The organism is Arenibacter sp. ARW7G5Y1, from assembly GCF_003201775.1.
GTDB lineage: Bacteria > Bacteroidota > Bacteroidia > Flavobacteriales > Flavobacteriaceae > Arenibacter.
This window is the reverse complement of the sequence record NZ_QJJZ01000001.1, coordinates 374,201-399,760: the sequence shown is the minus strand read 5'-3', so window position 1 is coordinate 399,760 and position 25,560 is coordinate 374,201. Positions and strand designations below refer to the sequence as shown.

19 protein-coding genes are annotated in these 25,560 nt (G+C 39.7%); 6 read left to right on the top strand and 13 right to left on the bottom strand.

The annotated features are described in order from the left end of the window. Positions 1 to 8 precede the first annotated feature (8 nt). Complete coding sequence (locus tag C7972_RS01615; RefSeq protein ID WP_110354452.1) at positions 9 to 770, bottom strand: exodeoxyribonuclease III; 762 nt, start codon at positions 768 to 770, stop codon at positions 9 to 11. Between the two features lie 246 nt (positions 771 to 1,016). On the opposite strand from C7972_RS01615, the gene C7972_RS01610 reads away from it, so the two are divergent. Continuing rightward, positions 1,017 to 3,098 (top strand): TonB-dependent receptor domain-containing protein, encoded by a 2,082-nt coding sequence (locus tag C7972_RS01610; RefSeq protein ID WP_110354451.1) that lies wholly within the window; start codon positions 1,017 to 1,019, stop codon positions 3,096 to 3,098. 82 nt (positions 3,099 to 3,180) lie between these two features. Here the strand turns inward: C7972_RS01610 and C7972_RS01605 are convergent, their stop codons facing one another. Both C7972_RS01605 and C7972_RS01600 read right to left on the bottom strand, forming a co-directional pair. Continuing rightward, a complete protein-coding gene (locus tag C7972_RS01605; RefSeq protein ID WP_110354450.1) occupies positions 3,181 to 4,725 on the bottom strand; it encodes a glycine--tRNA ligase in 1,545 nt (514 codons plus the stop codon). 37 nt (positions 4,726 to 4,762) lie between these two features. Beyond that, on the bottom strand, positions 4,763 to 5,659 hold the full coding sequence (locus C7972_RS01600) for a hypothetical protein (RefSeq protein ID WP_110354449.1): 897 nt from the start codon (positions 5,657 to 5,659) through the stop codon (positions 4,763 to 4,765). 43 nt (positions 5,660 to 5,702) lie between these two features. On the opposite strand from C7972_RS01600, the gene C7972_RS01595 reads away from it, so the two are divergent. After that, entirely contained in the window at positions 5,703 to 6,404 is a 702-nt protein-coding gene (locus C7972_RS01595; protein ID WP_110354448.1) for a ComF family protein, read from the top strand. 29 nt (positions 6,405 to 6,433) lie between these two features. Beyond that, on the top strand, positions 6,434 to 8,071 hold the full coding sequence (locus C7972_RS01590; protein WP_309148902.1) for an Ig-like domain-containing protein: 1,638 nt from the start codon (positions 6,434 to 6,436) through the stop codon (positions 8,069 to 8,071). Here the strand turns inward: C7972_RS01590 and C7972_RS01585 are convergent. Further along, positions 8,055 to 8,825, bottom strand: a complete 771-nt coding sequence (locus tag C7972_RS01585; protein WP_309148901.1) for an amidohydrolase — start codon at positions 8,823 to 8,825, stop codon at positions 8,055 to 8,057. The genes C7972_RS01590 and C7972_RS01585 overlap by 17 nt on opposite strands. 118 nt (positions 8,826 to 8,943) lie before the next feature. Next, a complete protein-coding gene (locus C7972_RS01580; protein WP_110354445.1) occupies positions 8,944 to 9,414 on the bottom strand; it encodes an ankyrin repeat domain-containing protein in 471 nt (156 codons plus the stop codon). A gap of 343 nt (positions 9,415 to 9,757) precedes the next feature. On the opposite strand from C7972_RS01580, the gene C7972_RS01575 reads away from it, so the two are divergent. After that, positions 9,758 to 11,959, top strand: a complete 2,202-nt coding sequence (locus C7972_RS01575) for a PAS domain-containing protein (RefSeq protein ID WP_110354444.1) — start codon at positions 9,758 to 9,760, stop codon at positions 11,957 to 11,959. Between the two features lie 12 nt (positions 11,960 to 11,971). Next, complete coding sequence (locus tag C7972_RS01570) at positions 11,972 to 12,379, top strand: response regulator (RefSeq protein ID WP_110354443.1); 408 nt, start codon at positions 11,972 to 11,974, stop codon at positions 12,377 to 12,379. A gap of 2 nt (positions 12,380 to 12,381) precedes the next feature. On the opposite strand, the gene C7972_RS01565 is transcribed toward C7972_RS01570, so the two are convergent. Continuing rightward, complete coding sequence (locus C7972_RS01565) at positions 12,382 to 13,752, bottom strand: DUF5689 domain-containing protein (protein ID WP_110354442.1); 1,371 nt, start codon at positions 13,750 to 13,752, stop codon at positions 12,382 to 12,384. Between the two features lie 41 nt (positions 13,753 to 13,793). Then, positions 13,794 to 16,535 (bottom strand): TonB-dependent receptor, encoded by a 2,742-nt coding sequence (locus C7972_RS01560; RefSeq protein WP_110354441.1) that lies wholly within the window; start codon positions 16,533 to 16,535, stop codon positions 13,794 to 13,796. Between the two features lie 121 nt (positions 16,536 to 16,656). On the opposite strand from C7972_RS01560, the gene C7972_RS01555 reads away from it, so the two are divergent. Next, positions 16,657 to 17,700: an endonuclease/exonuclease/phosphatase family protein gene (locus C7972_RS01555; protein ID WP_110354440.1), complete on the top strand. Its 1,044-nt coding sequence runs from the start codon at positions 16,657 to 16,659 to the stop codon at positions 17,698 to 17,700. Between the two features lie 4 nt (positions 17,701 to 17,704). Here the strand turns inward: C7972_RS01555 and C7972_RS01550 are convergent, their stop codons facing one another. The 6 genes from C7972_RS01550 to C7972_RS01525 all read right to left on the bottom strand — a co-directional run bounded on the left by C7972_RS01550 (position 17,705) and on the right by C7972_RS01525 (position 25,559). Further along, positions 17,705 to 18,298 (bottom strand): DUF1080 domain-containing protein, encoded by a 594-nt coding sequence (locus tag C7972_RS01550; protein ID WP_110354789.1) that lies wholly within the window; start codon positions 18,296 to 18,298, stop codon positions 17,705 to 17,707. A gap of 98 nt (positions 18,299 to 18,396) precedes the next feature. After that, complete coding sequence (locus C7972_RS01545) at positions 18,397 to 18,855, bottom strand: hypothetical protein (protein ID WP_110354439.1); 459 nt, start codon at positions 18,853 to 18,855, stop codon at positions 18,397 to 18,399. A gap of 92 nt (positions 18,856 to 18,947) precedes the next feature. Then, positions 18,948 to 21,512 (bottom strand): TonB-dependent receptor, encoded by a 2,565-nt coding sequence (locus C7972_RS01540; RefSeq protein WP_110354438.1) that lies wholly within the window; start codon positions 21,510 to 21,512, stop codon positions 18,948 to 18,950. A 172-nt stretch (positions 21,513 to 21,684) separates the two neighbouring features. Then, entirely contained in the window at positions 21,685 to 23,322 is a 1,638-nt protein-coding gene (pgi, locus tag C7972_RS01535; protein ID WP_110354437.1) for a glucose-6-phosphate isomerase, read from the bottom strand. A 1-nt stretch (position 23,323) separates the two neighbouring features. Continuing rightward, the gene (locus C7972_RS01530; RefSeq protein ID WP_110354436.1) at positions 23,324 to 24,592 is read right to left on the bottom strand and encodes a peptidoglycan DD-metalloendopeptidase family protein; all 1,269 of its coding nucleotides are present in this window, start codon (positions 24,590 to 24,592) and stop codon (positions 23,324 to 23,326) included. Positions 24,593 to 24,599: 7 nt separating this feature from the next. Beyond that, positions 24,600 to 25,559: a tryptophan 2,3-dioxygenase family protein gene (locus C7972_RS01525; protein ID WP_110354435.1), complete on the bottom strand. Its 960-nt coding sequence runs from the start codon at positions 25,557 to 25,559 to the stop codon at positions 24,600 to 24,602. Between the last annotated feature and the right edge of the window lies 1 nt (position 25,560).

The window sequence follows — 25,560 nt, the reverse complement described above, 5'->3', positions numbered from 1 at the left end:
CATCGGCACTAGTCCAATTCAACCAGTATGGGACAATGATCGCTATGAACGGCCTGCGACAAAATAACGGAACGTTTTAGACGGCTCTCCAATGGCCTGCTGACCAATCCATAATCCAATCTCCATCCCTTGTTATTGGCTCTGGAGTTTGCCCTATAGCTCCACCAGGTATAATTATCTGGCTCCTTATTAAAATGCCTAAAGCTATCTATAAACCCACTATCCATAAAATTGCCGATCCACTCCCTTTCCACAGGTAAAAATCCGGAAACATTTTTGTTTCTAACCGGGTCATGAATATCTATTGCCTCGTGACATATGTTATAATCCCCGCAAATAATAAGATTCGGTTTTTCTTTTTTTAAATCGTCGATATAGTCCTGAAAATCGGCCATATATTGTAATTTATGATCCAATCTGGCTATATTGGTGCCTGAAGGTAAATAAAGGCTCATGACAGAAACTCCATTAAAATCGGCCCTTAGGTTTCTTCCCTCAAAATCCATATAGTCTATTCCCGTTCCATACTCCACATGGTCCGGTTGTATTTTGGCAAGAATGGCCACTCCGCTATATCCCTTCTTTTGGGCACTGTACCAATAATGATAGTGGTAACCCAAGGCCTCAAAGACCGTAAGATCCAACTGATCCCGATTGGCCTTGATTTCCTGCAAGCACACCACATCCGGATTTACCGTTTTTAGCCAATCCAAAAATCCTTTGTTCACCGCAGCCCTGATTCCATTTACGTTATAAGAAACAATTTTCATCTATATTTATTTTATCACAACTACCCGCCTTAAATCCAAGGGGTAGGCATATGTGTTCCAATTCACTTCAATATCGGCTTTTACCAAAATATGGCTAAAAATAGCCAATGTTTTTTGTAACCAAAAAGTAAGAGCAAAATAGTTGATAATTATACCCGTTTTAAAAGTTCCAAGCAACGGACCTTTTGAATTTCAGTATAAAAATATTAGATATTAATCCTTAAGTTTGAGCCTTAAATTAAATACATGAAATCCTCCTTTCATTTTCTAATTGCCCTTATTTCCCTATTGGTATCCAATGCCCAGGAACCCATCCAAAGAGACAGTATCACTGAATTGGACGAGGTAATCCTATTGGATTCCCTACAATCGGCCGCGGATAACGGTATTATATCCACTAAAATAATTGGCACCAAGGTGTTTCAGAACTATAGTCCCGTAGATATGGTTTCGGCAATCAACCAAGTATCCGGGGTATATATATTGTCCGGGGCACTAAACACCAATAGGATCACCATCAGGGGGGTAGGTGCAAGAACATTGTTCGGGACGGACAAACTGCGCCTTTACTACAACGATATCCCAATAACGAACGGTTCGGGTTTCTCTACCATTGAGTCTTTCGATTTGGAAAATCTAAGTTCGGTAGAAGTCATCAAGGGACCAAAGGCGACTAATTATGGCGCTAATTTAGGCGGGGCAATTTTGTTGAATTCCAAACAGCCCACCAACGAGTCTACCTATTTCAGAAATAACTTTACAATAGGCTCCTACAGTTTGGTTAAGAACAATCTACAATTTAGCCTTAAAGAAAATAAGTTAGCACTAAACTTTCATTACGGATTTTTGGAGACCGATGGCTATAGGGAAAACAACAGGTTTAAACGCGAAGGTGTTCTCCTGGATGTAAATTACCAAATTAATCCCAAAACCAACATTGGACTTCTCTTCAATCATGTAGATTACAACGCCCAGATACCCAGTTCTTTGGGTGCGACCGATTTTAAGGAAAACCCTACCAAGGCTGCATTTACATGGAAATCTGCCCAAGGATACGAGGACAACAAATATAGTCTGGCCGGCTTGGCCCTAAATCACGCTTTTTCAAACAAAATAAACAACACCACTAGTATTTTTTATTCCTATCTGGACCATTATGAACCCAGACCATTTGGAATTTTGGAGGAATACACCAACGGCTATGGTTTTCGGACCAAGTTCGCCGGTACATGGGCTACCAACAGCTCCAAAATTGACTATAATTTTGGAGCAGAATTATACAAGGACGAATACCAATGGAGCGAATTTGAAAATCTATACGAAGATAATAATGGACAGGGTAGTTTAGCGGGCGATCAATTTGCAGAAAACAAGGAGTTTAGGCGACAGTTCAATGCTTTTGGAAATCTACTTATTCCCTTTGGGCAGGCCTTTTCCGCCCAACTTGGGTTAAGCGTGAACAAGACTTATTACGATTTTAGGGATAGATTTAACCAAGGGGCCGACAATAGGAGCGCAGAAAGGGATTTTGACGCCATAGTCCTGCCCAGCCTAAACCTCAACTATAATTTATCTGCGGCAAATTCAATCTATGCCAATATAAGTAGAGGTTTTTCCAATCCTACGGTAGAGGAAACCCTCACTCCGGACGGGGTTATCAATCCCGATATTGCCCAAGAAACGGGTGTAAACTATGAAATAGGCACTAGGTTACTGCTACTGGATAGGAGTTTACACATAAACCTTGCCTTATACAAAATGGACATCAAAAATCTACTGGTTGCCCAAAGAGTTGGCGAGGATCAATATATTGGCAAAAATGCAGGCAAGACCCAACATCAAGGGTTGGAGTTGGATATGGAATATAATTTGGACATTACCTCCAACCTTAGGGTTGCCCCTTTCATTAGTTATACTTTTAACGATCACAGCTTTGTGACCTTTGTGGACGGCGACAACAATTATTCGGGAAATGCATTGACAGGGGTTCCCAAACACAGATTAAACTCTGGATTACAAGCCCAACTGAACAATAAGTTTTATTGGTATACCACCCATCAGTATGTAGGTGAAATTCCCATGACAGACGCCAATGGGCTCTACAGTGATGCCTTTAATGTAATCAATACCAAGGTAGGGTATAAGAACCAATTGGGGAAAAAGCTATCCCTGGATTTGGCCTTTGGCATCAATAATATCTTCGACCAAAACTATGCACAATCCGTACTCATAAATACCACAGGATTCGGTGGGGCCGAGCCTAGGTACTACTACCCCGGAAACGGCAGGAATTATTATGGGAGCCTGAGGTTGGGGTATAGCTTGTAAAAGAAAAGGTCTAAAAAGTAATTGTATTCGCCCTTGCAAATACACCTACCTTTTAGACCTTTAAAATCCTATTTTTTTGAAATTACACCATGCGCTTCAACCAGCTCTTCATGTCTACCTCCTTATGGATAATTGCCTTTACCTCTGCAATGGCAACGCGTTGTTGTTCCATGGTATCCCTATGACGTATGGTAACCGTTTTATCTTCCAATGACTGGTGATCCACGGTAATGCAAAATGGCGTACCGTTGGCATCCTGTCTCCTATAACGACGGCCTACGGCATCCTTTTCATCATAAACCACATTAAAATCCCATTTAAGGTCATCTATGATTTCCTGGGCCAATTCCGGTAAACCATCCTTTTTTACCAAGGGCAGTACTGCCGCCTTCATAGGTGCCAAAACAGCCGGTAATTTAAGTACGGTCCTAGTAGTGTTGTTCTCCAATTCCTCTTCTACCAGGGAATTCGAAAAAACGGCCAAGAACATACGATCCAAACCTATGGAAGTTTCAACCACGTAGGGAACATAACTTTCATTCAGTTCAGGATCAAAATATTGTAATTTTTTACCCGAGTATTTTTCGTGGCTACCCAGATCGAAATCGGTTCTGGAATGTATCCCTTCCAATTCCTTAAATCCAAAAGGAAATTTAAATTCTATATCGGCAGCGGCATCTGCGTAATGCGCCAATTTTTCGTGATCGTGAAATCTGTAGTTCTCAGCGCCCATACCCAATGACAAATGCCAGGCCATCCTTTTTTCCTTCCAGGTCTCGTACCATTCCTTTTGGGATCCGGGACGAATAAAAAATTGCATTTCCATTTGTTCAAACTCCCTTTGGCGAAAGATAAACTGCCTTGCAACGATTTCGTTCCTAAAGGCCTTGCCCACTTGTGCTATCCCGAAAGGAATCTTCATTCTCCCGGTTTTTTGTACGTTCAGGAAGTTTACAAAAATACCCTGTGCAGTTTCGGGCCTAAGATAGAGATCCATGGCGCTATCGGCAGAGGCTCCCAGTTTGGTACCGAACATTAGATTAAATTGCTTTACGTCTGTCCAATTCCTTGACCCGGACAAAGGACAGGCAATTTCAAGTTCCTCAATTAAATTTTTTACATCTACCAAATCCTCGTTCTCCAAGGATTTGCCCAATCGCTTCAAAATGGTCGTTATCTGTTCTTGGTAACCCACCACTCTTGGATTGGTTTCCAAAAATTGCTTTTTATCGAAAGCCTCTCCAAAACGTTTTTCTGCCTTGGCTACTTCCTTGTTTATTTTAGCTTCAATTTTAGCGGTATAATCCTCTACCAAAACATCGGCACGATATCTTTTTTTGGAATCTTTGTTATCTATCAATGGATCGTTAAAAGCATCTACGTGCCCGGATGCCTTCCAAACGGTTGGGTGCATAAATATTGCGGAATCCAGTCCAACAATATTATCGTTCATCTGAACCATGGCCTTCCACCAATATTCACGGATATTCTTTTTTAACTCGGCCCCATTTTGGGCATAGTCGTATACCGCACTTAGTCCGTCGTAAATTTCGCTGGATTGGAAAACATATCCATACTCTTTTGCATGCGAAATTACTTTTTTAAAATCGTCTTCTTGTTTCACCATTTGGCAAAAATATAATATTAGTGGAAAATGAAGAGATTTATTTCAATTGAAATTCTGAAGTCGCCAATAATTTTTCATTCTCGAAAACATTTAGGGTATAGATTCCCTCCTCCAAAGAACCTTCAGGTACCGAAATAGCATCACAAACACTAAATTCCTGTCCCATAAAGACCAGTTCTACGCGTTTGCTGTAAACATTGCCATTTACAGAAATGGTACTGGCATTATCCTCTATAACTCCCATATTTGGGCCTAGGAATTGCAGGTAGATAACACGCTCCTCATTTTTGGAATTGGGATTTCCCATTACGGTAACACATCCCCTTAATTTGGATATGATATTCGCCTTATTGGTTTTAATGTGTTTGCCGCTTCTAAACCTAAAACCACTACCCTCGGAATTTTCCAATTTTAGATAGCTTTTGGTCTTGAGCTCCTGACTAAGTTCCCTGTTCTTTCTTCTAAGCAAAGCTTCGGCCTCCGCCAACGAACTGCTCTTTCCCCTTAGTTCCTCGATTATCTTCTTGGTTTCCTCATATTTGTCCCCAAGGAGCATATTGTTATACTTAAGGAAATTGTTCTTAAGTTTAAGGCTATCATTTTTGGCCTCGAGCTTTCTAAGTTCGGTTTTGTATTCCTTTAATTTTTCGACCGTAAAATTCAAGCGTCCCACGGAATCCAACAACTGTTGCACCCTATATTTTGAATCCTGTAATTCTATTTCATTTACCTCATTAAGTGCAGAAAGCCTATCTACATCAGATTTCATCAATGTAAGGTCCTTAACAAGCAATTCTTTCTCTTGCTCCAAAAAATTTATGCGACTTTTGGATTGGGCGTAACTATAATAAAAGGCAATAAGTATGCCTAGTATAATAGCTGCCAGAGCGGCAAGTATTATCTTATAATTAAATTTATTATCTTCAGTATCCATCTAAAAGCATGCGTATTAAGTAGGTTAATAGTAATCAAGATTTGTGTATTCCAAGATTTCAAATATACTAAACGATATCAACACGGTCCTTGTACCTAGGCTATGTTTTGGATGTAATGCCCTATTATATAGAGGAGAAGAACATATATGTACCGTTTGTCGAAATCAATTACCACTCACCGAGTATACTTTTAACGCTCTAAACCCTGTTGACCGTATATTTTTTGGAAGAATTAACATTATAAAGGCAAGTTCTTTTCTATTTTTTACTGAAAAGGGAATAGTAAAAAGTATAATTCACTACCTAAAATACAAAAACCAGGAGCAAATAGGTGCATTTTTAGGGAATTGGTATGGCCATATCTTGAAGGAAAACAATTTTCTTAACAACATTGATTACGTGGTGCCCGTTCCCCTTCACCGAAAAAAATTAAAAAAAAGAGGCTATAACCAAGTATCCCTTTTTGCCAAATCAATAGCGGAACACATTGGTGCCCATTATCTAGAAGGTGTCCTTATTAAAACCGCCAATACAAAGACCCAAACCAAAAAATCCAGAATATTAAGGTGGCAGCATAAACAGGCCCTTTATGTTTTAACGGAACAAGAAATATTAAAAAATAAAAATGTGCTCTTATTGGACGATGTCATTACTACAGGGGCTACCATGGAGGCCTGTGCTACGGCCTTGTCCGCAGCAAAGGGAATCAATTTATATGTTGCGTCTATGGCCATAGTACCTTAATTTTACAATTCTACAAATTAGTTGTTTCTTTGTTGAACATTTTCAGAACTGCTATGATCCAACGCATTTTAGGGTTTTTATTTCTCCTTTTAACCGTATCGGCCCTTGTACAGTGCGCACGTAGAGGTGCGCCCAGTGGAGGCGATAAGGATGTTACACCACCGAAATTGGTAAAGGCAGAGCCCGAAAACATGTCCATAAACTTTAATACCAATAAGATCCGATTGTATTTTGACGAATACGTAAAGCTTAAGGATATTGAAAAACAACTTATTGTTTCCCCCCCTTTAAAGTATACTCCCTTAATATCCCCACAGGGTTCGGCCAACAAATATGTAGAGATAATCCTAAAGGATACGCTAAAAGAAAATACTACCTATACTTTTAATTTCGGCCAAAGTATCATAGACAATAACGAGGGCAACCCCTTTAGCTATTTTACCTATGTGTTTTCTACTGGAGACTATATAGATTCCCTAAAGGTCTCCGGCGTGGTCAAGGATGCATTCAATAAAAATGCAGACACTTTTATTAGCATTATGCTTTATGAGATCGATAGTACCTATACCGATTCCACCATCTATCGGCAACCGCCAAATTACATAACCAATACGCTGGATAGTACCCCCATTTTTCATTTAAAAAATCTAAAGGAGGGACAATATGCCATGTTCGGGCTAAAAGATGAGGCCAAAAACAATATCTTCAACCAAAAGGTAGATAAAATTGCTTTTATAAAGGACACCATTACCCTGCCGACGGATTCCGTTTATTTATTGACCATGTTTAAGGAACTACCGGACTATAGTATTTCCGTTCCCAATTTTGCCGCGAAAAACAAGATTATTTTCGGGTATCAGGGCAATGCCAAGGAGATTTCAATTAGTACCCTGAGCAACATTCCCGATACGGTTAAGACCAAGATTACCAAAGAGCGGGAAAAGGATACCCTAAACTTCTGGTTTACCCCTTTTAATGCGGATTCACTGGTTTTTACAGTGGCCAACGAGAAAGAAAGGCTAATAGATACCTTTACCGTTAAAACAAAGAAAGTTGGCGTGGACACCCTTATTGTACAGCCAAACCAAAGAGGGTCCCTAGATTTTGGAAACCCCTTTTATATTGGTACCAATACTCCCATATCGCGTATGGACAGTTCAAAGATCCGGATGGAACGCAAGGATTCAACACTGGTAAACTTCATCACCTCATTGGATACCATAGGCAATAAAATTGATTTTGATTTTGAAGTAGAACCCAACGAGAGTTATACTTTGGATCTACTGCCAGGGGCGATAGTAGACTTTTTTGATACCGAAAATGATACCATATCCATAAAGCTAACTACCAAAAGTTATGCAGATTTTGGAAATTTAAGACTTACTTTGGATGGTACGGTTACCTACCCATTGATCGTGCAATTGACAGACGAAAAAGGGGTTACCGTAAAGGAATTGTTCGCCAATGAACAGCAGGTCTTTGAATTCACCCATATTAAGCCGGCCAAATACCTGATTCGGATCATTTTCGATAGTAACGGTAATCAAAAATGGGATACTGGAAATTACCTTCAAAGAATTCAACCGGAAAAAGTAACCTACTACCCTAAGGTATTGGAAGTAAGGGCCAATTGGGAATTGGAACAAACTTTTACCCTTTCAGATTAAAATGGTCCCGATCTTCCAAAAACCTTAATTTTTCCCTAGCGTCGGAAATACTTTTTTTATACAAGGTGGCATATAGAACCTGTTCCTCTTTGGAAAACACTATTGGTTGGCCAAAGACATCGTTTACGGTGGAATGGCCGGGATAATTATGTCCGGTATTATCCGTTCCTGTCCTATTTACGCCTATTACATAAGCCATATTTTCAATGGCACGCGCCTTTAAAAGGGCATCCCAGGCATTAATTCTTGGTCTAGGCCAATTGGCAACATAAATTAACACATCATAGTTCTCCGTATTCCTGGCCCAAACAGGAAAACGTAGATCATAACAAATAAGCGGACAGATCCTAAAACCCTTAAAATTGATCAAGATCCTTTTTTCCCCTCTGTTATATATCTTATCCTCACCGGCCAACGTGAAGGTATGTCGCTTGTCATAAAAACTCGATTTTCCATCGGGTTCCACAAACCAAAGTCGGTTATAATAATGCCCTTCTGCAAAATAGACCATACTGCCTGTTAAGGCCACCTTTTTTCTCTTGGCCTCCATTTGCATCCATTTAACCGTCTCACCCCCTTCCTCCTTGGCAATATTCCAAGGAGTCATGGTAAAACCCGTGGTAAACATTTCGGGAAGAATCACTAGGTCTACCTCTTCACTTATGGCATTGAGTTTCTTGGAAAAGTGTTCCCTGTTCTTTTCCGGATTTTCCCAAGCTAGGGGGGATTGTATAATTGCTACTTTGAGTTCCATTTCCATATGCTATTGCTCCAATCAAAATATACTAACGGATAATTCTAGAGGGTCTGTTTGTACAAATGCTTGATTCTTTTGACAAGAATGACCTTGCCCACAAATCCATGAATTCATTTTAGGCATTTTCCAGCAGTGCTATAAGTGATGGCGTACCCTGTTCTTTTGCATGATCCAAAGCCGAAAGGCCGCGTATATCTTTGATCGAGGTATCGGCGCCTTTGGCCAAAAGCATTTTCACGATCTCTTCCCTATTGAATGTTGCGGCATAAATAAGGCAGGTTGCCCCCATAGTATTTCGTTCGTTAACACTGGCCCCATTATCTAGCAACTTTTTGGCCACATCCGAATACCCTTTAAAGCAGACACCCATTAGGGCTGTATTGCCAGTGGCATCTTTGGCGTCAATTTTGGCTCCATTTTGCAACAAAAGATCGGTAATTTCCTCTTGGTCGTAATAGGTAGAAAGAATAAGGGGAGTAGATCCGCGTTGGTCCTTGCTGTCCAACAACAGGGGGTTTTTCTTCAACATGGCCCTTACCTCATCAAAGTTCCCATTCCTAATTTCGTTAAAGAAAAACTCGTTCATAATTATATGCCATTAGTTAAATGTATAAAAAAACATTCACTTTAGTAAACCGAATATATAGATTAAAAAATTTATTCCCATTGACCCAAAAAAATACGGGTCATGCGCTAAAAAATTCCCTAACCTATAGTTGTATCTCCATAATGGTTCAAGGTCATTCATTCTAAAAATCAAATATGTCCTTAATGAAAGTGCCGCCTCGTTTAAAATGGTGTTTCATGGAATAATTACCCTTTAAAATGTCTAAAATCCAACATCTTTTGGTAATTTAATTGCCCTTCACAATTTATAGCCATATTCCTACGTTTATATAATTACTTGTCTAATTCCCCTAAAACCCTGTATGATTTTGGATACCTTAACACGAACGATAACAATAGAAGAAGCCCCTATTGCCATTGCAACCTTGGATACCAATCTTTGTTTTATAAATTGTTCCAACTCTTGGCAACAAGAATTTGTAAGCCAGGATAAAGAAATCTTTGGAAAATCCTTTTTTGAGATAGTTCCCAATACTCCTCCGGCATTTCGAAAAGTCCTCGAAAATAGTTTTTCCATTGAGGATAGTATTGTTGAAGAACAAAAACATATTATGCCAGATGGCAGCAACCATTGGTATCAATGGAGCATTAAACCTTGGAAAGATATGGACGGCACCATAGGTGGCCTTATAATAACCAGCACCAACATTACCAAAGTGAAGCGCGCTAAAGATCTTTTGATTGCGGCTGAAAATGTAGCTAAAATGGGAGGCTGGGATATGGATATAATAACCAACACCATTCATTGGTCCAGAATTACAAAGGAGATACATGAAGTGCCTATGGATTATGTTCCTCGTCTGGAGACAGGAATAAATTTCTATAAGGAAGGGGAACATAAGGAAAAAATTGTCAAATTGATCCAAAAGGCCATAACCAAAGGAGAAGAATGGGATACCGAATTACAGATCGTTACGGCCAAAGGCAAAGAGAAGTGGGTACGGGCCAAGGGAATGCCCGAGTTGGTCAATGGAAAATGTGTTAGGCTATACGGAATATTTCAAGATATAGACAAAAAGAAAAAGGCCGAAATCAAAAATGCCCAAATTAAGGAAAGGCTCGATTTGGCTACGGAAGTAGCCAATATAGGAATTTGGGAATACAATGTACTGGAAGATGAGCTTGAGTGGAACGACGAAATGTTTCCTTTATTTGGAGTAAAACCTAAAGACTTTAAAGGCACTTTCGAATCTTGGAAAGCTACCGTACATCCGGATGACCTAGAGCGATGCCTAAAGGAATTTGACATGGCATTGGCCGGAATTCAAGATTTTAAGACCGAGTTTCGAATTATTCATCCAGACGGCACTATAAAACACATTAAGGCCAATGCCGGAATTTTTAAGGACAATGAGGGAAAAATAATTAAAATGGTCGGGACCAATTGGGACATCACAAAATTAGTGAACACCCAATTAAAATTAAATAAGAACGAAGAATCCTTTAAGGGATCCTTTAAATCTTCGGCTGTTGGTATGGCGTTGGTTGCAACCGATGGCTCGTGGTTGGACGTAAATGACAACCTTTGTCTTAGCCTAGGGTATTCAAGAAAAGAACTATTACAGCTTTCCTTTCAAGATATTACACATCCTGAAGATCTTAATAAGGATTTAAGCCAATTACAAGCACTATTGGAAGGGAACAGCAATAGTTACCAGTTGGAAAAAAGATACTTCCACAAACAGGGACAGATCGTATATGTTGTGCTCACTGTTACTGCCGTTAAGGATATAGAAGGCAATATTTCGCATTTTATTTCCCAAGTGTTGGATATTACCGCTAAAATAGAAGCCCAAAAGAAATCTGAGGAGTTTTTGGAATTAACTAAAAGTCAGAATAATAGCTTATTAAATTTTGCCCATATTGTTTCCCACAATCTCCGCTCACATTCTTCCAATCTTTCCATGTTATCCAATTATTTACAAGAGGAACAGGGGGAAAGCGAAAAAAAGGAAATTGAAACAATGATAATACATGCATCCGAAAGTTTAAACGAAACGGTTATGCATCTAAACGAAGTTGTTCAGATCACTACTGATGCCAAAAGCCAATTACAGGATGTTAATTTAAATAAAATAGTTAAAAACGTAGAAAAAAATATTAGTGCCCTCCTACAACAAAAAAATGTAGAATGCCATATTTCCATAGACCAATCCATTAAGGTCAAAGGTATACACGCCTATCTGGATAGTGTTCTTCTAAATCTTTTCACCAACAGTATTAAATACAGTAGTCCCAATAGAATTCCAAAGATTACCATACAGGCCACCAAAACAGAAAATAACATCGTTTTGAATTTCAGGGATAATGGCTTGGGAATCAATCTTGAGCGACATGGCAAAAAGCTCTTTGGAATGTACAAAACATTTCACGATCATGAGGATTCCAAGGGCATAGGGCTTTTTATTACCAAAAACCAAATAGAGGCGATGAATGGAAAAATTGAAGTGGAGAGTGCTGTTGACCAGGGAACACTTTTTAAAATCACCTTGGTCGCTGCATAAAATTAAAGAACCATGGAAAAAATTGAAAGTAGTTGTATCATAGATGACGACCCCATTGCCATATATGGAATTAAAAAATCGATGAAGGAAATCGATTTCTGTAATACCATATTGGTCTATCAAAACGGACAGGATGCTATAGATGGATTGAACAATATGGTTACTGAGTGCATAGCACTTCCCTCCATTATTTTATTGGACCTGAATATGCCCATTATGGATGGATGGGAGTTTCTGGACGATTTTATTAAAATGCCAAATAGCAGTACCAAGGAGGTAACCATTTATATCATCAGTTCCTCCATAGATCCACGAGACGTAATTAAGGCAAAAGATTATAGTTTGGTAAGCAATTACATTTTAAAACCCATCAAATCGGCAGATCTTCTTAAATTAATAACCAATAGGAGCAACGCTTAAAATTACCGAATACCAGGATCAAAATCGTCCGGAGCATTTTGAGGTTCATTAATGGTACCCCCTTCTCCGGAATCATTGTAAATGGTCCATTCACTGGGCGTAAAATGTGGATTTGCTTCAGAGACGTTTTCATTCCTTAAGGCCCTGCCATCCTCAAATTCATGGTTGGTACCGGAGCCATCCTCTCCAATGACCCCAAAACTATCTATAACGGTCCCAAAAGGATCTACCAATTCCAAATTATCATCCCCGTTGGAATCTGCAGGACTATTGGTGGAAACGCTGTGGTTGGGCGGAAAGCCATATACCGCTTCAAACTCCAAAGCATTCGGGGAAATAACAAAGGTAGTATTGCCCTCAATGACATATCCGGACAAGTCAATGGTAGAACCAACTTCAGTATTGCCATTAGTGTACCTTCTTAAAGTCCATCCCTTTAAATTCAACTGTTCCGAATCTGAATTATAAAGCTCTACAAACCTAGCGCCTGCATTGTTATCCGGATCCGCCAACTCCGAAATAAAAACTTTCGTGGAGGTAAATTCATCCACCAAATCCTCACAACGTATATTCGTAAAAGCAATATCCGTGGTATCCCTTATTACCAACTGATAAGTCTTATTGTCCTTTACCAATACCCCGGTTATGGATCCATTGCCTTCCGGCAAAAAACTAGCCTGAAAATCGGAATACCCACTGTTCAACAGTTCTAGTTCCAAATCCTCACAATTGGTCAAAGTCCTTATGGTTTCTTTCTCTTTTTCGGCAAAGGTTTGTCCCAATTCGTCCAGTAAAATTTCCATATTGCTAAATTGAACCAAGGTGCTTAACATGGAATCGTCCAACTCATTAATACCAACCGATTTGGGCTGGAGTATTCCCAATGGATCACAGGCCTTATATAAATGCTGCGGAACTATCGCAGCAGGCAAACGCCCCACAGAGAGGTTTCCGAAAGCACTAAAAACACCGCCAAGTACAATTGCTCCCTTACTCTTACCCAAATAGAGCCCCTTAGCTCTTATAAAGATTTTTGTTCCCACTTCATAAAACAAATGTGAATCCCTGAGGTCAATTTCCAATTGAAGACCCTGGGTAGGATTGGCAAGTTTATCCTGTATGTGAAGGGTGCCAAAAAAATTGCCCGCTATATCGGATGATACTACATACCCCTCTAAAACGTAATCTTCCTGAATCTGTATCAATTCATCAACATAAAGTGCTTTTAACTCCCCTATGGTAAAATTGGCCGAAAGATCCGATTCACAAATGGCATTGGGAGTTTCAAAATTATTGTCATTAACACAGGCTATTACAAGGTATAGACCCAGAAGCGTGGTAATGCATCCAAAATTGTTGATCCTGAAATTCATTGTTCCATTATTTCTCTCCAATCCGTTTACAAATGGGAATATTAAAAACCAATAGCAAAATTTATAAAATAGGTTCGTCCATAGCCATACCAATATTTCGGGGCAAAAGAGGGGTTACCACTTAAATTGTCCTGATGCAACTGACCAAAATTACCGTTCCTACTTTGTTCGTATCCACCCGTTCTAAAAACTGAATCAAAAACATTGTTAATACTCGCAAAAACGCTTATATACTTACCCTTTTTCAACCATGATTTGCCCCCCACAATATTCAGTAAATAAAAGTTGTCCAATTTATTTTGGGACAGTAAGCGTGCTACATTTTCATCGGTAGCATTGGGAAATGCCATCCCGGTATCGGGATCCAAATAAAAGCTCTGTGTCCTTGTTATAGTAGAAATACCGGGGTAATTGTTCCCTAAATAATTGGCAGTAGCCCCTACCCACCAATATTTGGGGTCTCTGTATTCCATCCCCAAGGCAAATGCTTTTTGAGGTCCTTGGGACAATTTGTAATCCTTCAACTTTGCAGCCCCTAATTCTATATTGCCTTCTGGACTTAAAATATCTTCCTCTGCTCCGGCCGTATCAAAATTTATGGTTACATATGGATCACTGGCATACAAAAATTTGCCCAAGGCCGCCACCAAGGATATTTTCACAGCCGATGAAAGTTGATACTCCAACCCTAATTCCGTTCCCAAATGAAGCTTGTCCAAATCCGTAAGTACTTCCTGCACAAAATCGCTGCCCACCCCTGCATCCACAAAGAAAAAATTGATATCGGTAGTATTCTGAAATCGCGTATAATAGCCAGACAAGCGTCCGGTTACATTTGGTAGTCTAAGATAATAATTAAGGTCTGTGGATGTTATTATTTCACTTTGAAGATTATTTACCACCTGATTATTCTCCCTTGGGTTAATAAAAACATTTTGATAAACCGGTGGCTTGGTCAAAAAAGCCCCATTTAAGGCAACCCAATGCCTCCCATTAAATTTATAGGTTAAACCCGCTTTGGCTCCAAAATTGGAAAACCCAACTTTTACGCCCTTACCAAAGGAAGAATTCGCAAATCGTTCGTTCCTAAACTTACCGTCCCTTTGATAATTGGTAGAGACATAATTTGCGGCCAAGAACCCGTCCCATTTCGGATATCTTATACCGATTTGGACAAAGGCATCATAGACTTCAGCCTTAATATTGTAATAATAGTTGAATAGATTGGATGTTGTCTTGTTGATATTTCCGTCCAAATCATTTTTTGTATTGGAAAACGGGTCTATATCCTCGTGATAATCCGCTCCCAACAAATCGCTGATTTCTGCATAGTTGTCCGAGTCCAAATTGGAATAATGCCCTCCAAAATCAATTTTGAAGTGGTCGTTTAGAGCGTAATTACCAATGGTAGTTACATTAAATTGTTGATTTTCATTGATATCCTCGTAGGAAATATAGGCGGCTTTTCCTTGTACAGACAAACTGGAATTTGCCCCGTATAGTTGGTCCCAATTTAACTGTGGATTTTTCAAGAATCCGTCCTTGGCCATATTGGCAGCTATAAAATTGGCTCCTATAGGACTATTGATATAATAACTAGGCAAATATCTATAATAAGTTTTATCCGGATTGGGGGCATTATAGTATCCTATCCTTCCTTTGGAAATTGTTCCAAATTGATAGGAAATTCCAGTGTTTAGATAGAACCTTTTAGAACTGAAATAGTGGTTGAACATAAATATAGGCTCCACAATTTTTCTTTCCCTCGAGTTTCTAATTTCACCATTTTGGGTACCCCAATAAGGGTTGTATTTGTTCCCGGCCAACTGAAAAACTTCCTCGGTGATCGCTGAAGAACTTCCTCGGCGATTGGAGGCCCATATGCTCGTTAGATTTACACTATTTCTGTCATCCAATTTAAATTCAAAAGCACCAAAAAAAGAATTGGCATCGTACAAGGTTCCATCTATATAACCCTCTTTGGCCCACCTTCTGGATGCGGAGATACTATAACTTATACCTTTCTGTGGCAGATCCGAGGTATAGGTTGCCATAAATCGGCCTGTATAAGTTCTATTGGATGCCGAGGTAGAAAAACGCAATCCTTTCCTTAAAGAAGATGGCCTAGTACTAATATTGGTAACTCCCAAAACACCACCAAAGGAGTAATCCGATGCCTGTAACCCATGGGTAAATTCCTGATTTCGTGTTACATCGTTAAGGCCTCCCCAGTTATTCCATTGAGGGCGTCCGTCCATCAATTTGTTCATTGGAATTCCATTTAGAAGTATAATGCCATTTTCCGATCCATAGCCCCTTACACGAAAAAATGCCTGGCCAAAATCGAATGCCGCCCTATTTAAAAAAATATCCTTGGTGGCCTGTAGCATGCCCACGCTCATTGAAATGCTCCCATCTTCCAACAAATCGGAATCCGTTAAAGTAATTAAATTGTCTGTTTTATCCTGAACAATATCCCGGTCCAAAAAAATAATTCCCAAATCCAGATCTCCATCCCCTATGGAAATAGGGATTCTTTTAGACAGATAATCTTGGGCGGAAATTGATAGAATAAAATCTCCAGGTTTTTTTAGGGAAAGCACAAATTTTCCATTCACGGGATCAGATTCCACAAACACAGACCCCGAAATTTCAATTTTGGCAAATTCAATGGGATCACGGGTTGCTATATCCTTAACAAAACCCTTAACATAGTAGATTTCCTGTGCATAACTCCAGATGCTATGCAGTATGAAATAGGATATTGCTAAACCAATTCTCATTGATGAAGATGGAATACTTTAACAAAACGACCATTAATATATAAAATTTGACAGATTATTCTTAATTTATTCCAGGAAAATTAATATAAATACTGCATTAGTTAAATCAATCATATAATCTATGGGTATTGGCTTCACATTTTTTATACTCCTATTTATCCTGAACATTACCATGGCACAGGAAAGTAAAACATACCAAATAAGGACCGTGGCCTTTTACAATTTGGAAAACTTATTTGATACCTTCAACGACTCCCTAACTTATGATGACGACCGCACACCAACTGGAAAAGACAACTGGACCTTAGAGCGATATAACCAAAAAATACACAATTTGTCCAAAGTCTTGTCGGAAATAGGAAGTCCCGATGCCCCATCCTCCCCAGATATTATTGGGCTGTGCGAATTGGAAAATAGACAGGTAGTTGAAGATCTGACCAACCATCCCCACCTTAGAGATAAAGGCTATGGAATAGTACATTTTGACTCCCCTGATGAGCGAGGTATCGATGTGGCCCTTTTATATAAAAAAACTGCTTTCCTGCCCACTTCATTTATCAGTCGTCGACTTTTGCTCAGTAATGAAGAAGATTATAGGGATTACACTAGGGATCAACTGGTTGTAAGCGGTCTTTTGGATGGAGAGGAGATGCACTTCATCGTAAACCACTGGCCTTCCAGAAGCGGAGGGGAAGCCAGGAGCAAACCCTATAGACTAGAGGCGGCCCGACTCAACAAGCGAATTATAGATTCCATTTCAAAGTTGGGCCCAGAGGTCAAAATCATCAGTATGGGCGATTTTAATGACGATCCAATAGACGATAGTTTAAAAAAAATATTGAAGACCAGGGGAAAGCTATTCAATTTGGAGAATAGCGATCTTTATAATCCTATGGAACAACTTTATAAAAAAGGAATCGGCTCCTTGGCCTATAGGGATCAATGGAACCTATTTGATCAAATCTTTTTCACCGCCAATATTACACGCAAATTGCCAGGCCAATATCATTTCTGGAAGGCGGGAGTATATAATCCGCCTTACCTTATTGATAAAAAGGGCCAATATAAAGGATATCCCTTACGCACTTATGCAGGTGGAAGCTATACTGCGGGCTACAGCGACCATTTCCCGGTATATATCCACCTAATTAAGGCCATAGACTAAATACTTATTGCGGAAGTACAATATTGATATTTCTCCACTTTACCTTTATTCCGCCACCGTCGTGTATTTGAAGGGCAATGGCACCTTTACCGGCTCCAATTTTATCGTCGGTAATGCTAACCATTTCCGTGCCATTGAGCCAAGAGGTCAACTTATTGCCGGACAGCTTAATTTTCATCGTATTCCACTCCCCTACCTTGAGTACCTTATCCTTTTCGGGATCGGGCTTAATTAGCCAACCCCTGCCATAGGATTCATAAACACCTCCCGTATTATGGCCCGGAGGTGCAACCTCCACTTGCCAGCCACTAACTTTGGTGCCATCTACAGTAGACCGAACAAACACCCCACTGTTTCCATTGGCTTCCTGTTTAAACTCCAAGGTAAGTTCAAAATCATCATAATATTTATCCGTGGCCAAATAACCATATTGTTTGTCCGGTCCACTTTCCGAAACAAGCAGTCCATCTTCCACATACCATTTTTCGGTGCCGTAGATGGTCCAACCCGACAGATCTTTGCCATTAAACAAGGATATTTCCTGGGATATTCCGGGTATGGCCATAAGCGCCAGAACAACAATAACTAAATTTTTCATATGGTACATAAATTTGATTAATGACTTTTTTTAATTAAATCTGTTAAGATCATAATAGTGGCAAACAGATAAACCTTGACATCCCCAAAGACAATTCCTTAATTGAGCCATTGTGCCCATGGAATTCTGCTAAGGATAAGGATCAATCCCAAACCGTAAAAAATGGTAATGGTCTTAAACTTCCTTTTACCTTCCAATACTTTCTTGTGTTTGGACCAGCCCACAGTAATAAAGACAATTGCGATTATATTGATAAACGGATGTTCCACTGCCAACAAACGGGATGCCGAGTTTAACCCGCCCATACCTACTGTTTTTATGGCGTTTAGACCGTTGGAAGACACAAAATAGAGTACTAGCCCCACCAACAGCTGTAAATGCGATAAAATAAGCGCAAATAGGCTAATTCTAAAATCCTTTTTCAGAGTGAAATCCTTTTTTCCTGTCCACCCCAAAATACCATTGGCCACGGCTAAAAACAATACAGCCAATACCACATAGGCAAAATAAGAATGTAAGGCGAGAATCCATTGATGTGCTAATCCGTAATCTTCCATAGTTTTTATTTTAATTTATAAATGTAAGGATTTTTGGGAATAAAAAAACCCCGCAATTTAGCGGGGTCATTATTTTTTACTTCCAATAGTACTTAGAAGTTATACCGCATGTTAATGTTCCAGGTCCTACCATAACCAAACCTAACCCGGTTATCGGTATTTACACCGTTCCATACGTCATCTCCAGGCTCAACATGTGTGTTATCACTAGAGCTTTCCAAGTAAACCTCGTCAAAGACATTATTAATGTTTAAACGGAATTGTAGGGATCTATTGTTCTCCTTCCCGACCAACATACGGTAAGAGAGTCCGGCATCCATGGTGTCATAGGAAGGCAATTTAATAGCTCCCCTATTATTGGCCGTTGAAAATTCGGAATCCCCAAATTGGGTGGAACCATATAAATTATCATATAGATTCCAGTTGGCATCCACTTTAAATCTGGGTAATATTTCGTAGTCCCCACTAATACCGGCAGTAAACTGTGCAGCCTGACCTATTTTCACACCATCTATATAACTTGGGTCTCCTGTAGACAGTATATTTCCATTGTCATCAGAGGTAGTGGTAGTAACATTACCATCATATTCCCAATTACCAATAGATACGAAGCCCTGAAAATTCAACCCGTCCGTTGGGCGTACAAACAACTCCAATTCCACTCCGGAATGTACCTGTTTTAATGGGCTCGTTTGGGTGTACTCGTCTACAATATTATCATCATTGGTATCATCGGAGCTATATTGTATACGGTTATCCCAAATAGTGTAGTACACATTTAGGTTGGCCGATAAAATATCGCCCATAAACTTATATCCACCTTCCAATCCTGTAATCTTCTGATTTTCGGTAGCCAAAGGATTCAATTCATTTGAATTTCTATCGTCTACATACAAATCACTGTGATAGGGCTGCCTTGAGTAGTAACCTGCATTTGCAAATACTGTGTTTTGCTCGGATAGGTTATAGGCCACCCCTGCCTTAACATTAAAACCTGGGTTGTTTACTTTTTCCGATTCTTCCGATTGCCCTTCATTGGCCGCACTCAAAAATTCCTCCCTGATATGTGATTGTGTAGAAGCCGACCCTTGAAAGAAGGTAGAAAAAGCACCCTTGGAATATTCCAATTGGCCAAATACCCCCGCGTAGTTTATTCTTTCCTCGTAATCATAACCAAATCTCTGGGAGTGGTCATCATTAGGGTTAAAGGTTATATTCCAAGGATTAATGCCACCATACGCATTGGTAAGTTCATAGGCTCCACCGTTGTAATTACTGGTATTGGAAACAGAATTAACCCCAATAAACTCACGTACATCCCTAAAGTGGATTCCGTTGTACAAACGAACATCTGCCCCGAAATTGAAATTAAGGTTTTCATTGATCTGCTTATTGAAGTTGGTTACCAAACCTCCCCAGTTATGGTTGTTGTTGGAACCTCTGGCATAAAGGGCCTCACCAGAGCTCGTTATCAACTGTGCAAAACTTCCCCTACCTATTGAACCGTACAATACGGTAGACAAAGAGGCCGTATCGTTAAAAGTCAAGTCCCAGCTCAAGTTGGCTACCGGTTTGTGGTAAATATTTCTACCACCAGGGTAAGCGCCTCCATTTAACGTATTTGGGCTGTTAACGTTTGCTGTATTCCAGGAATTGTACTTTCTACCATTGTCCAAAAATGTCCTAAGATCATCAGATCCAGCAGCAGCATGCCATTGTGGAGCACCAGTAAGAATAAAGTTGAAAATGTTATTTTCATTGGGCACATACCCAAAGGACAAGAAATAGGTTTGACCTTGACCTCCGGTATTATTCACATAACCATCTCCTTGCCAATGACCCAACATTGCAGCAACGGACAGGCCGTTATCCATTAAACCGGTAGAGTAATATCCGGTAGTCTTAATATAATTGTCATTGCCAAGCATCGTTTGAAAAAAGCCTCCTTCACGTTTGTCCAAGGTTTTGGTCACAATGTTTACGGTACCTCCAACAGATGAAATGGCCAATTTGGAAGATCCCAATCCTCTCTGTACCTGAACCGCATTGGCAATATCCAATACCCCGGACCAGTTGGACCAGTACATTTTCCCATCTTCCATTCCGTTGATGGGCTGTCCGTTTAGCAGGAATGCCGTATTGGTCTGGTCAAATCCCCTCAAGAACATTTGACCATCCCCAAAGGCACCTCCCTTGACGTTCTGTACGGAAGGGGTTGACTTTAACAATTCGGGTAAATCCCAATTTCCTGTTTTCTCCCTTATTTCCCTTGCTTTTATGGTAGACACTGCTATGGGCGTTTGTCTGTCCTCGGCCAAATCTATAATTCCGGAACCTACAATAACCACCCCTTCCAACTCCTGTGCGTCCGGTTGAAGGGTTATAGCAGCAATATTGCCGGCTGCCGTGAAATTTACTTTCTTACTTATAAATCCGATATAGGAAATTACCAAAGTTCCTGAACTTTGGGATACCTCGATGGTAAAGTTTCCATCAAAATCTGCGGCAACCCCGTTTGTAGTGCCCTGAACCGTAATATTCGCCCCCGGCAAGGGATCGCCAAAATCGCCATCTACTACGGAACCAGTAATAGTTCCTTGAGAAAATCCTGTTGCCGTTAACAAAAATGCGGCAATAACGAAGTACATTTTTTTCATTTTTCTAAGAGTTAATTAGTTACAAATAATCGCCGCAAAAGTGAGTATATTTTTACAACAATACATTACTATAATGTTAAATTAGCATATGCAAATTTAACACTAAAAACCTTAATAACTCCTGAAAGACAATAAGTTAATGTCGTTTATTAGGATTTAGCAAAATTGCCAATTATTTCTTAAATAAATTTAATAGATTTAACGTAGAAGCATCATGATTCGCAATGGCAGGCCCTTCAATATCGTTTAATATGGCAGTAGCCAACTGCTTGCCCAATTCCACACCCCATTGATCATAACTGTAAATATTCCAAACTATGCCCTGTACAAATATTTTATGTTCGTACATGGCTATAAGGGATCCCAAACTCCTGGGAGTCAGCTTGTCTATAAACAAGGTGTTGGTAGGTTTGTTCCCTTCAAAAACCTTAAATGGCATGATTTGGGCAATCTCTTTTTCTGAAATATTTTTATTCTCCAATTCCTTTTTAACCTCTTCAGCAGACTTTCCATTCATTAAAGCCTCGGTCTGGGCAAAGAAATTGGCCATTAATTTATTGTGATGGTCCTTGTCCCCATGTAAGGATTCCTTAAACCCAATAAAATCGGTAGGGATCAATTTAGTCCCTTGATGGATCAATTGAAAAAAGGCATGCTGGGAATTGGTACCGGGCTCTCCCCAGATTATGGTTCCTGTTTCATAGGAAACCCTATTGCCTTTCCTGTCCACACTTTTTCCATTACTTTCCATGATCCCTTGCTGCAGATAGGCAGAAAACCTACTTAAGTATTGGGTATAGGGTATAATGGCTTCTGTCTCGGCACCGTAAAAATTATTATACCAAACACTGATAAGTGCTAGAATTACCGGGATGTTCCCCTCAAAATCAGCAGTTGCAAAATGGTGGTCCATTTCATTGGCACCAGTTAGCATGGCCTCAAAATTATCGTATCCTACTGCCAAGCCAATGGACAGCCCAACGGCACTCCACAGTGAAAATCTTCCTCCAACCCAATCCCACATAGGGAATACATTATCTGCATCAATTCCAAATTCCGAAATTTTCTCGGCATTGGTAGAGACGGCGGCAAAGTGCTTGGACACATCCGCTTGCTTAGCGTGCTTTAGAAACCATTTCTTTATGGTAGTAGCATTACTAAGGGTTTCTTGGGTAGTAAATGTTTTGGATACCACCACGAACAATGTTGTTTCCGGATTTAAACCCTTAAGTGTTTCATAAACATGATCGCCATCCACATTGCTTACAAAATGCATTTTTAAATGGTTGCCGTAAAATTTTAAGGCTTCCACTACCATGGCAGGACCGAGATCCGAACCTCCAATACCAATATTGACCACATCGGTAAAGGCCTTGCCTGTAAACCCTTTTTTTGATCCGGAAATTACGGAGTCCGTAAAGGATTTTATCTTCTTTTTAACCTCGTAAACTTCTGGGACGATATTTACCCCGTCTACTTTGATGATATCCGATTTCTTAGCTCTCAAGGCCGTATGAAGAACAGCCCTTCCCTCCGTTTTATTTATAATATCGCCTTCAAACTGTTTCTTGATAGCATCCTTCAAACCAACCTCACTTGCCAATTGTAGAAGTAGTTCAAGGGTTTCTTGGGTAATCCTATTCTTTGAGAAATCTACAAAAAAATCATTCCAGCGAATGCTGTGTTTCTTAGCCCTCTCGGAATCCTTTGCAAATAAGTCCTTTATGGAAATATTCTTATTCTCTTTAAAATGTTGTGAAAGTTTATTCCAAGCCTCTGTTTTGGTCGGGTCGGTATTCTGTAAAGCCATGTTATTCGTTGAGTGTTAGCAAATCTTCTTCCGGTAATTCTATGTATTCAATACAATCCAATTGACTTTTCTTAGGCCCAACAAAATCCAAGTAAGCTGTTTTAAGGCTATCGGCTATGGGTTCGGCAGCCGGTAATTTTTCCCTTAACGGATCTACCTGTCGCCCATTTTTCCAGAAACGATAACATACGTGCGGACCTCCAGTATTACCGGTCATTCCGATCCAACCTATAACATCGCCCTGTTTCACAAAATCCCCTTTCTTCACCTTCTGGTTCTTCATATGGAGATACTGGGTGCTATAGGTGCCATTGTGCTGAATCTTAACATATTTACCATTGCCGCCTCTTCTGGTAGATTCTATAACGGTACCATTGGCGGTAGCTAGGATGGGGGTCCCAATGGGAGCTGCATAATCCGTTCCTTTATGGGGCCTTACCTTATATCCATAGTAGGCTATCCTTCTGTTTAAATTATACCTGGAAGATATTCTACTGAACTGAACAGGCGACTGTAGAAATGTACGTCTCAGGTTTTTGGCCTGATCATCGTAATAATCATTGATATTCTTTGTGGAATCCGACACAAAATTAAAGGCGTAAAATGGCTCACCATTGTGCTCAAAATAAGCCGCCTCTATACCACTTGCACCAGCATATATAGTATCGTTTATATACTTTTCCTTATAGATGACCTTGAACCTGTCACCCTTCTGAAGTCTAAAGAAATCTATGGTCCATGCGTAAATTTCAGAAAGACTATTGGTGACGTTGTAATCAATACCCTGTTTTAATATTGCTTCGGACAACGAGGATTCAATAATCCCGGAAGCTTCCCGTTCCACATATTTTACCTTCTGTTTTTTCTTATAGGCCAAGACACTGTCCCTAAAATCGACCACCGTATAGTTAATGGGATCATTTTGATATATAAAAACCTGTGCATTATTAATGGTGTCCTTGGACTTCAAAATAAGGTAAGGCTTGCCAACAACTATTTTCCTAACATCAAAAGTATCCCGGAAGTGTTCCGATACTCTCGCAATTTTTGGGTATTCCACACTATTTCTCAACATTAGCTCACCAAAGCTGTCCCCGTTTTTGACGGTGTCCCGTAAGACCTCAAAATCATCCAGATTAAATCCGAACTCTTTTACCACAACAGGTTTTTCTATGGTTACCACCTCTGCAATTTCCTCTGTAACCGTCTTATCCTCCTTACATGAAACAATAAATAATAAACTAAAAAATAGGCCCCAATATTTTTGCATGGTTATTCTAAACTTTTTCTGGGTTAAAGATATGGTCTACCCATTGTTTTCCCCAATTATTTAACTCTTGTTTTGTATACAATTCTGGAAAAAATACAACTTTCTGAAAACTTGGAGGCAAATATTCCTTCCAATTTGTTCCTCCAGTAGCATCAATTTGTGCATCGTCTTTCGTCAAATAGCGATATGCCGACCCCATGTGCATCAAGGGCCAATTTATGTTGGCATTAACGTCCAATGCCTTTAACGCTTCAACCAAGGTTTTATTATCCTTACTTTTTTGAGGCAATTGTTGGTATTTATGGTATATGGTACTGTTCTGAACCTCATTGGCGATACGTATCAACCTGGGCGTGTAACGATATTCGAACTGCTTTAAGGTTAATGTTTTCTCCCCTGTAACCACATCCGTAGCCCCTTTTTTCCAATATATATGCTCGTACAATTCCTCAATTGAATTCTTTGAGGATAATTTACCCCTTTCCGAAAAATGTGCAAGGTTCTCCATGGGGGTCGCATAAAGCTCGATCATTCTATATTGGGCAGATTGGAATCCACTGGCCGGAAGCAGTGCCATTCTGTACTGCATAAATTGTTCCCGCTGCATGCCCTTGATCATCACACTAAATGAAGATATCAAAACTTTGTAGTAACTATTGATCCTCTCTGCCTTCTCTATAAAGAAATCCACATCCTGGGTCTTATCGTCCACAATTTGCTTTTGCTCGTGCAGGATAAGCTTAAAATACAATTCAGTAATCTGATGGTACATTATGAAGATTTCCTCGTCAGGAAAATGGGTCCTGGGCACTTGGATACTGAGAAGGGTATCTAGATGGATGTAATCCCAATAAGTAAGATAGCGCTGATATAAAAGACCGTCCAAATAAGAGCTTAAGTCCTGTCCAGAATCCTTATATTTTTCTTCTAGTTTGGAAATCTGGGAATCAATATGCTCTTTATTCATT

What these genes read in the sequence shown, in the direction of transcription:
- C7972_RS01600 (WP_110354449.1), bottom strand. Translation starts at nt 5,659, where the DNA reads ATGGATACTGAAGATAATAAATTTAATTATAAGATAATACTTGCCGCT.
- C7972_RS01555 (WP_110354440.1), top strand. Translation starts at nt 16,657, where the DNA reads ATGGGTATTGGCTTCACATTTTTTATACTCCTATTTATCCTGAACATT.
- C7972_RS01550 (WP_110354789.1), bottom strand. Translation starts at nt 18,298, where the DNA reads ATGAAAAATTTAGTTATTGTTGTTCTGGCGCTTATGGCCATACCCGGA.
- pgi (WP_110354437.1), bottom strand. Translation starts at nt 23,322, where the DNA reads ATGGCTTTACAGAATACCGACCCGACCAAAACAGAGGCTTGGAATAAA.
- C7972_RS01585 (WP_309148901.1), bottom strand. Translation starts at nt 8,825, where the DNA reads ATGGAACTCAAAGTAGCAATTATACAATCCCCCCTAGCTTGGGAAAAT.
- C7972_RS01545 (WP_110354439.1), bottom strand. Translation starts at nt 18,855, where the DNA reads ATGGAAGATTACGGATTAGCACATCAATGGATTCTCGCCTTACATTCT.
- C7972_RS01525 (WP_110354435.1), bottom strand. Translation starts at nt 25,559, where the DNA reads ATGAATAAAGAGCATATTGATTCCCAGATTTCCAAACTAGAAGAAAAA.
- C7972_RS01570 (WP_110354443.1), top strand. Translation starts at nt 11,972, where the DNA reads ATGGAAAAAATTGAAAGTAGTTGTATCATAGATGACGACCCCATTGCC.
- C7972_RS01565 (WP_110354442.1), bottom strand. Translation starts at nt 13,752, where the DNA reads ATGAATTTCAGGATCAACAATTTTGGATGCATTACCACGCTTCTGGGT.
- C7972_RS01575 (WP_110354444.1), top strand. Translation starts at nt 9,758, where the DNA reads ATGATTTTGGATACCTTAACACGAACGATAACAATAGAAGAAGCCCCT.
- C7972_RS01560 (WP_110354441.1), bottom strand. Translation starts at nt 16,535, where the DNA reads ATGAGAATTGGTTTAGCAATATCCTATTTCATACTGCATAGCATCTGG.
- C7972_RS01610 (WP_110354451.1), top strand. Translation starts at nt 1,017, where the DNA reads ATGAAATCCTCCTTTCATTTTCTAATTGCCCTTATTTCCCTATTGGTA.
- C7972_RS01530 (WP_110354436.1), bottom strand. Translation starts at nt 24,592, where the DNA reads ATGCAAAAATATTGGGGCCTATTTTTTAGTTTATTATTTATTGTTTCA.
- C7972_RS01580 (WP_110354445.1), bottom strand. Translation starts at nt 9,414, where the DNA reads ATGAACGAGTTTTTCTTTAACGAAATTAGGAATGGGAACTTTGATGAG.
- C7972_RS01540 (WP_110354438.1), bottom strand. Translation starts at nt 21,512, where the DNA reads ATGAAAAAAATGTACTTCGTTATTGCCGCATTTTTGTTAACGGCAACA.
- C7972_RS01605 (WP_110354450.1), bottom strand. Translation starts at nt 4,725, where the DNA reads ATGGTGAAACAAGAAGACGATTTTAAAAAAGTAATTTCGCATGCAAAA.
- C7972_RS01615 (WP_110354452.1), bottom strand. Translation starts at nt 770, where the DNA reads ATGAAAATTGTTTCTTATAACGTAAATGGAATCAGGGCTGCGGTGAAC.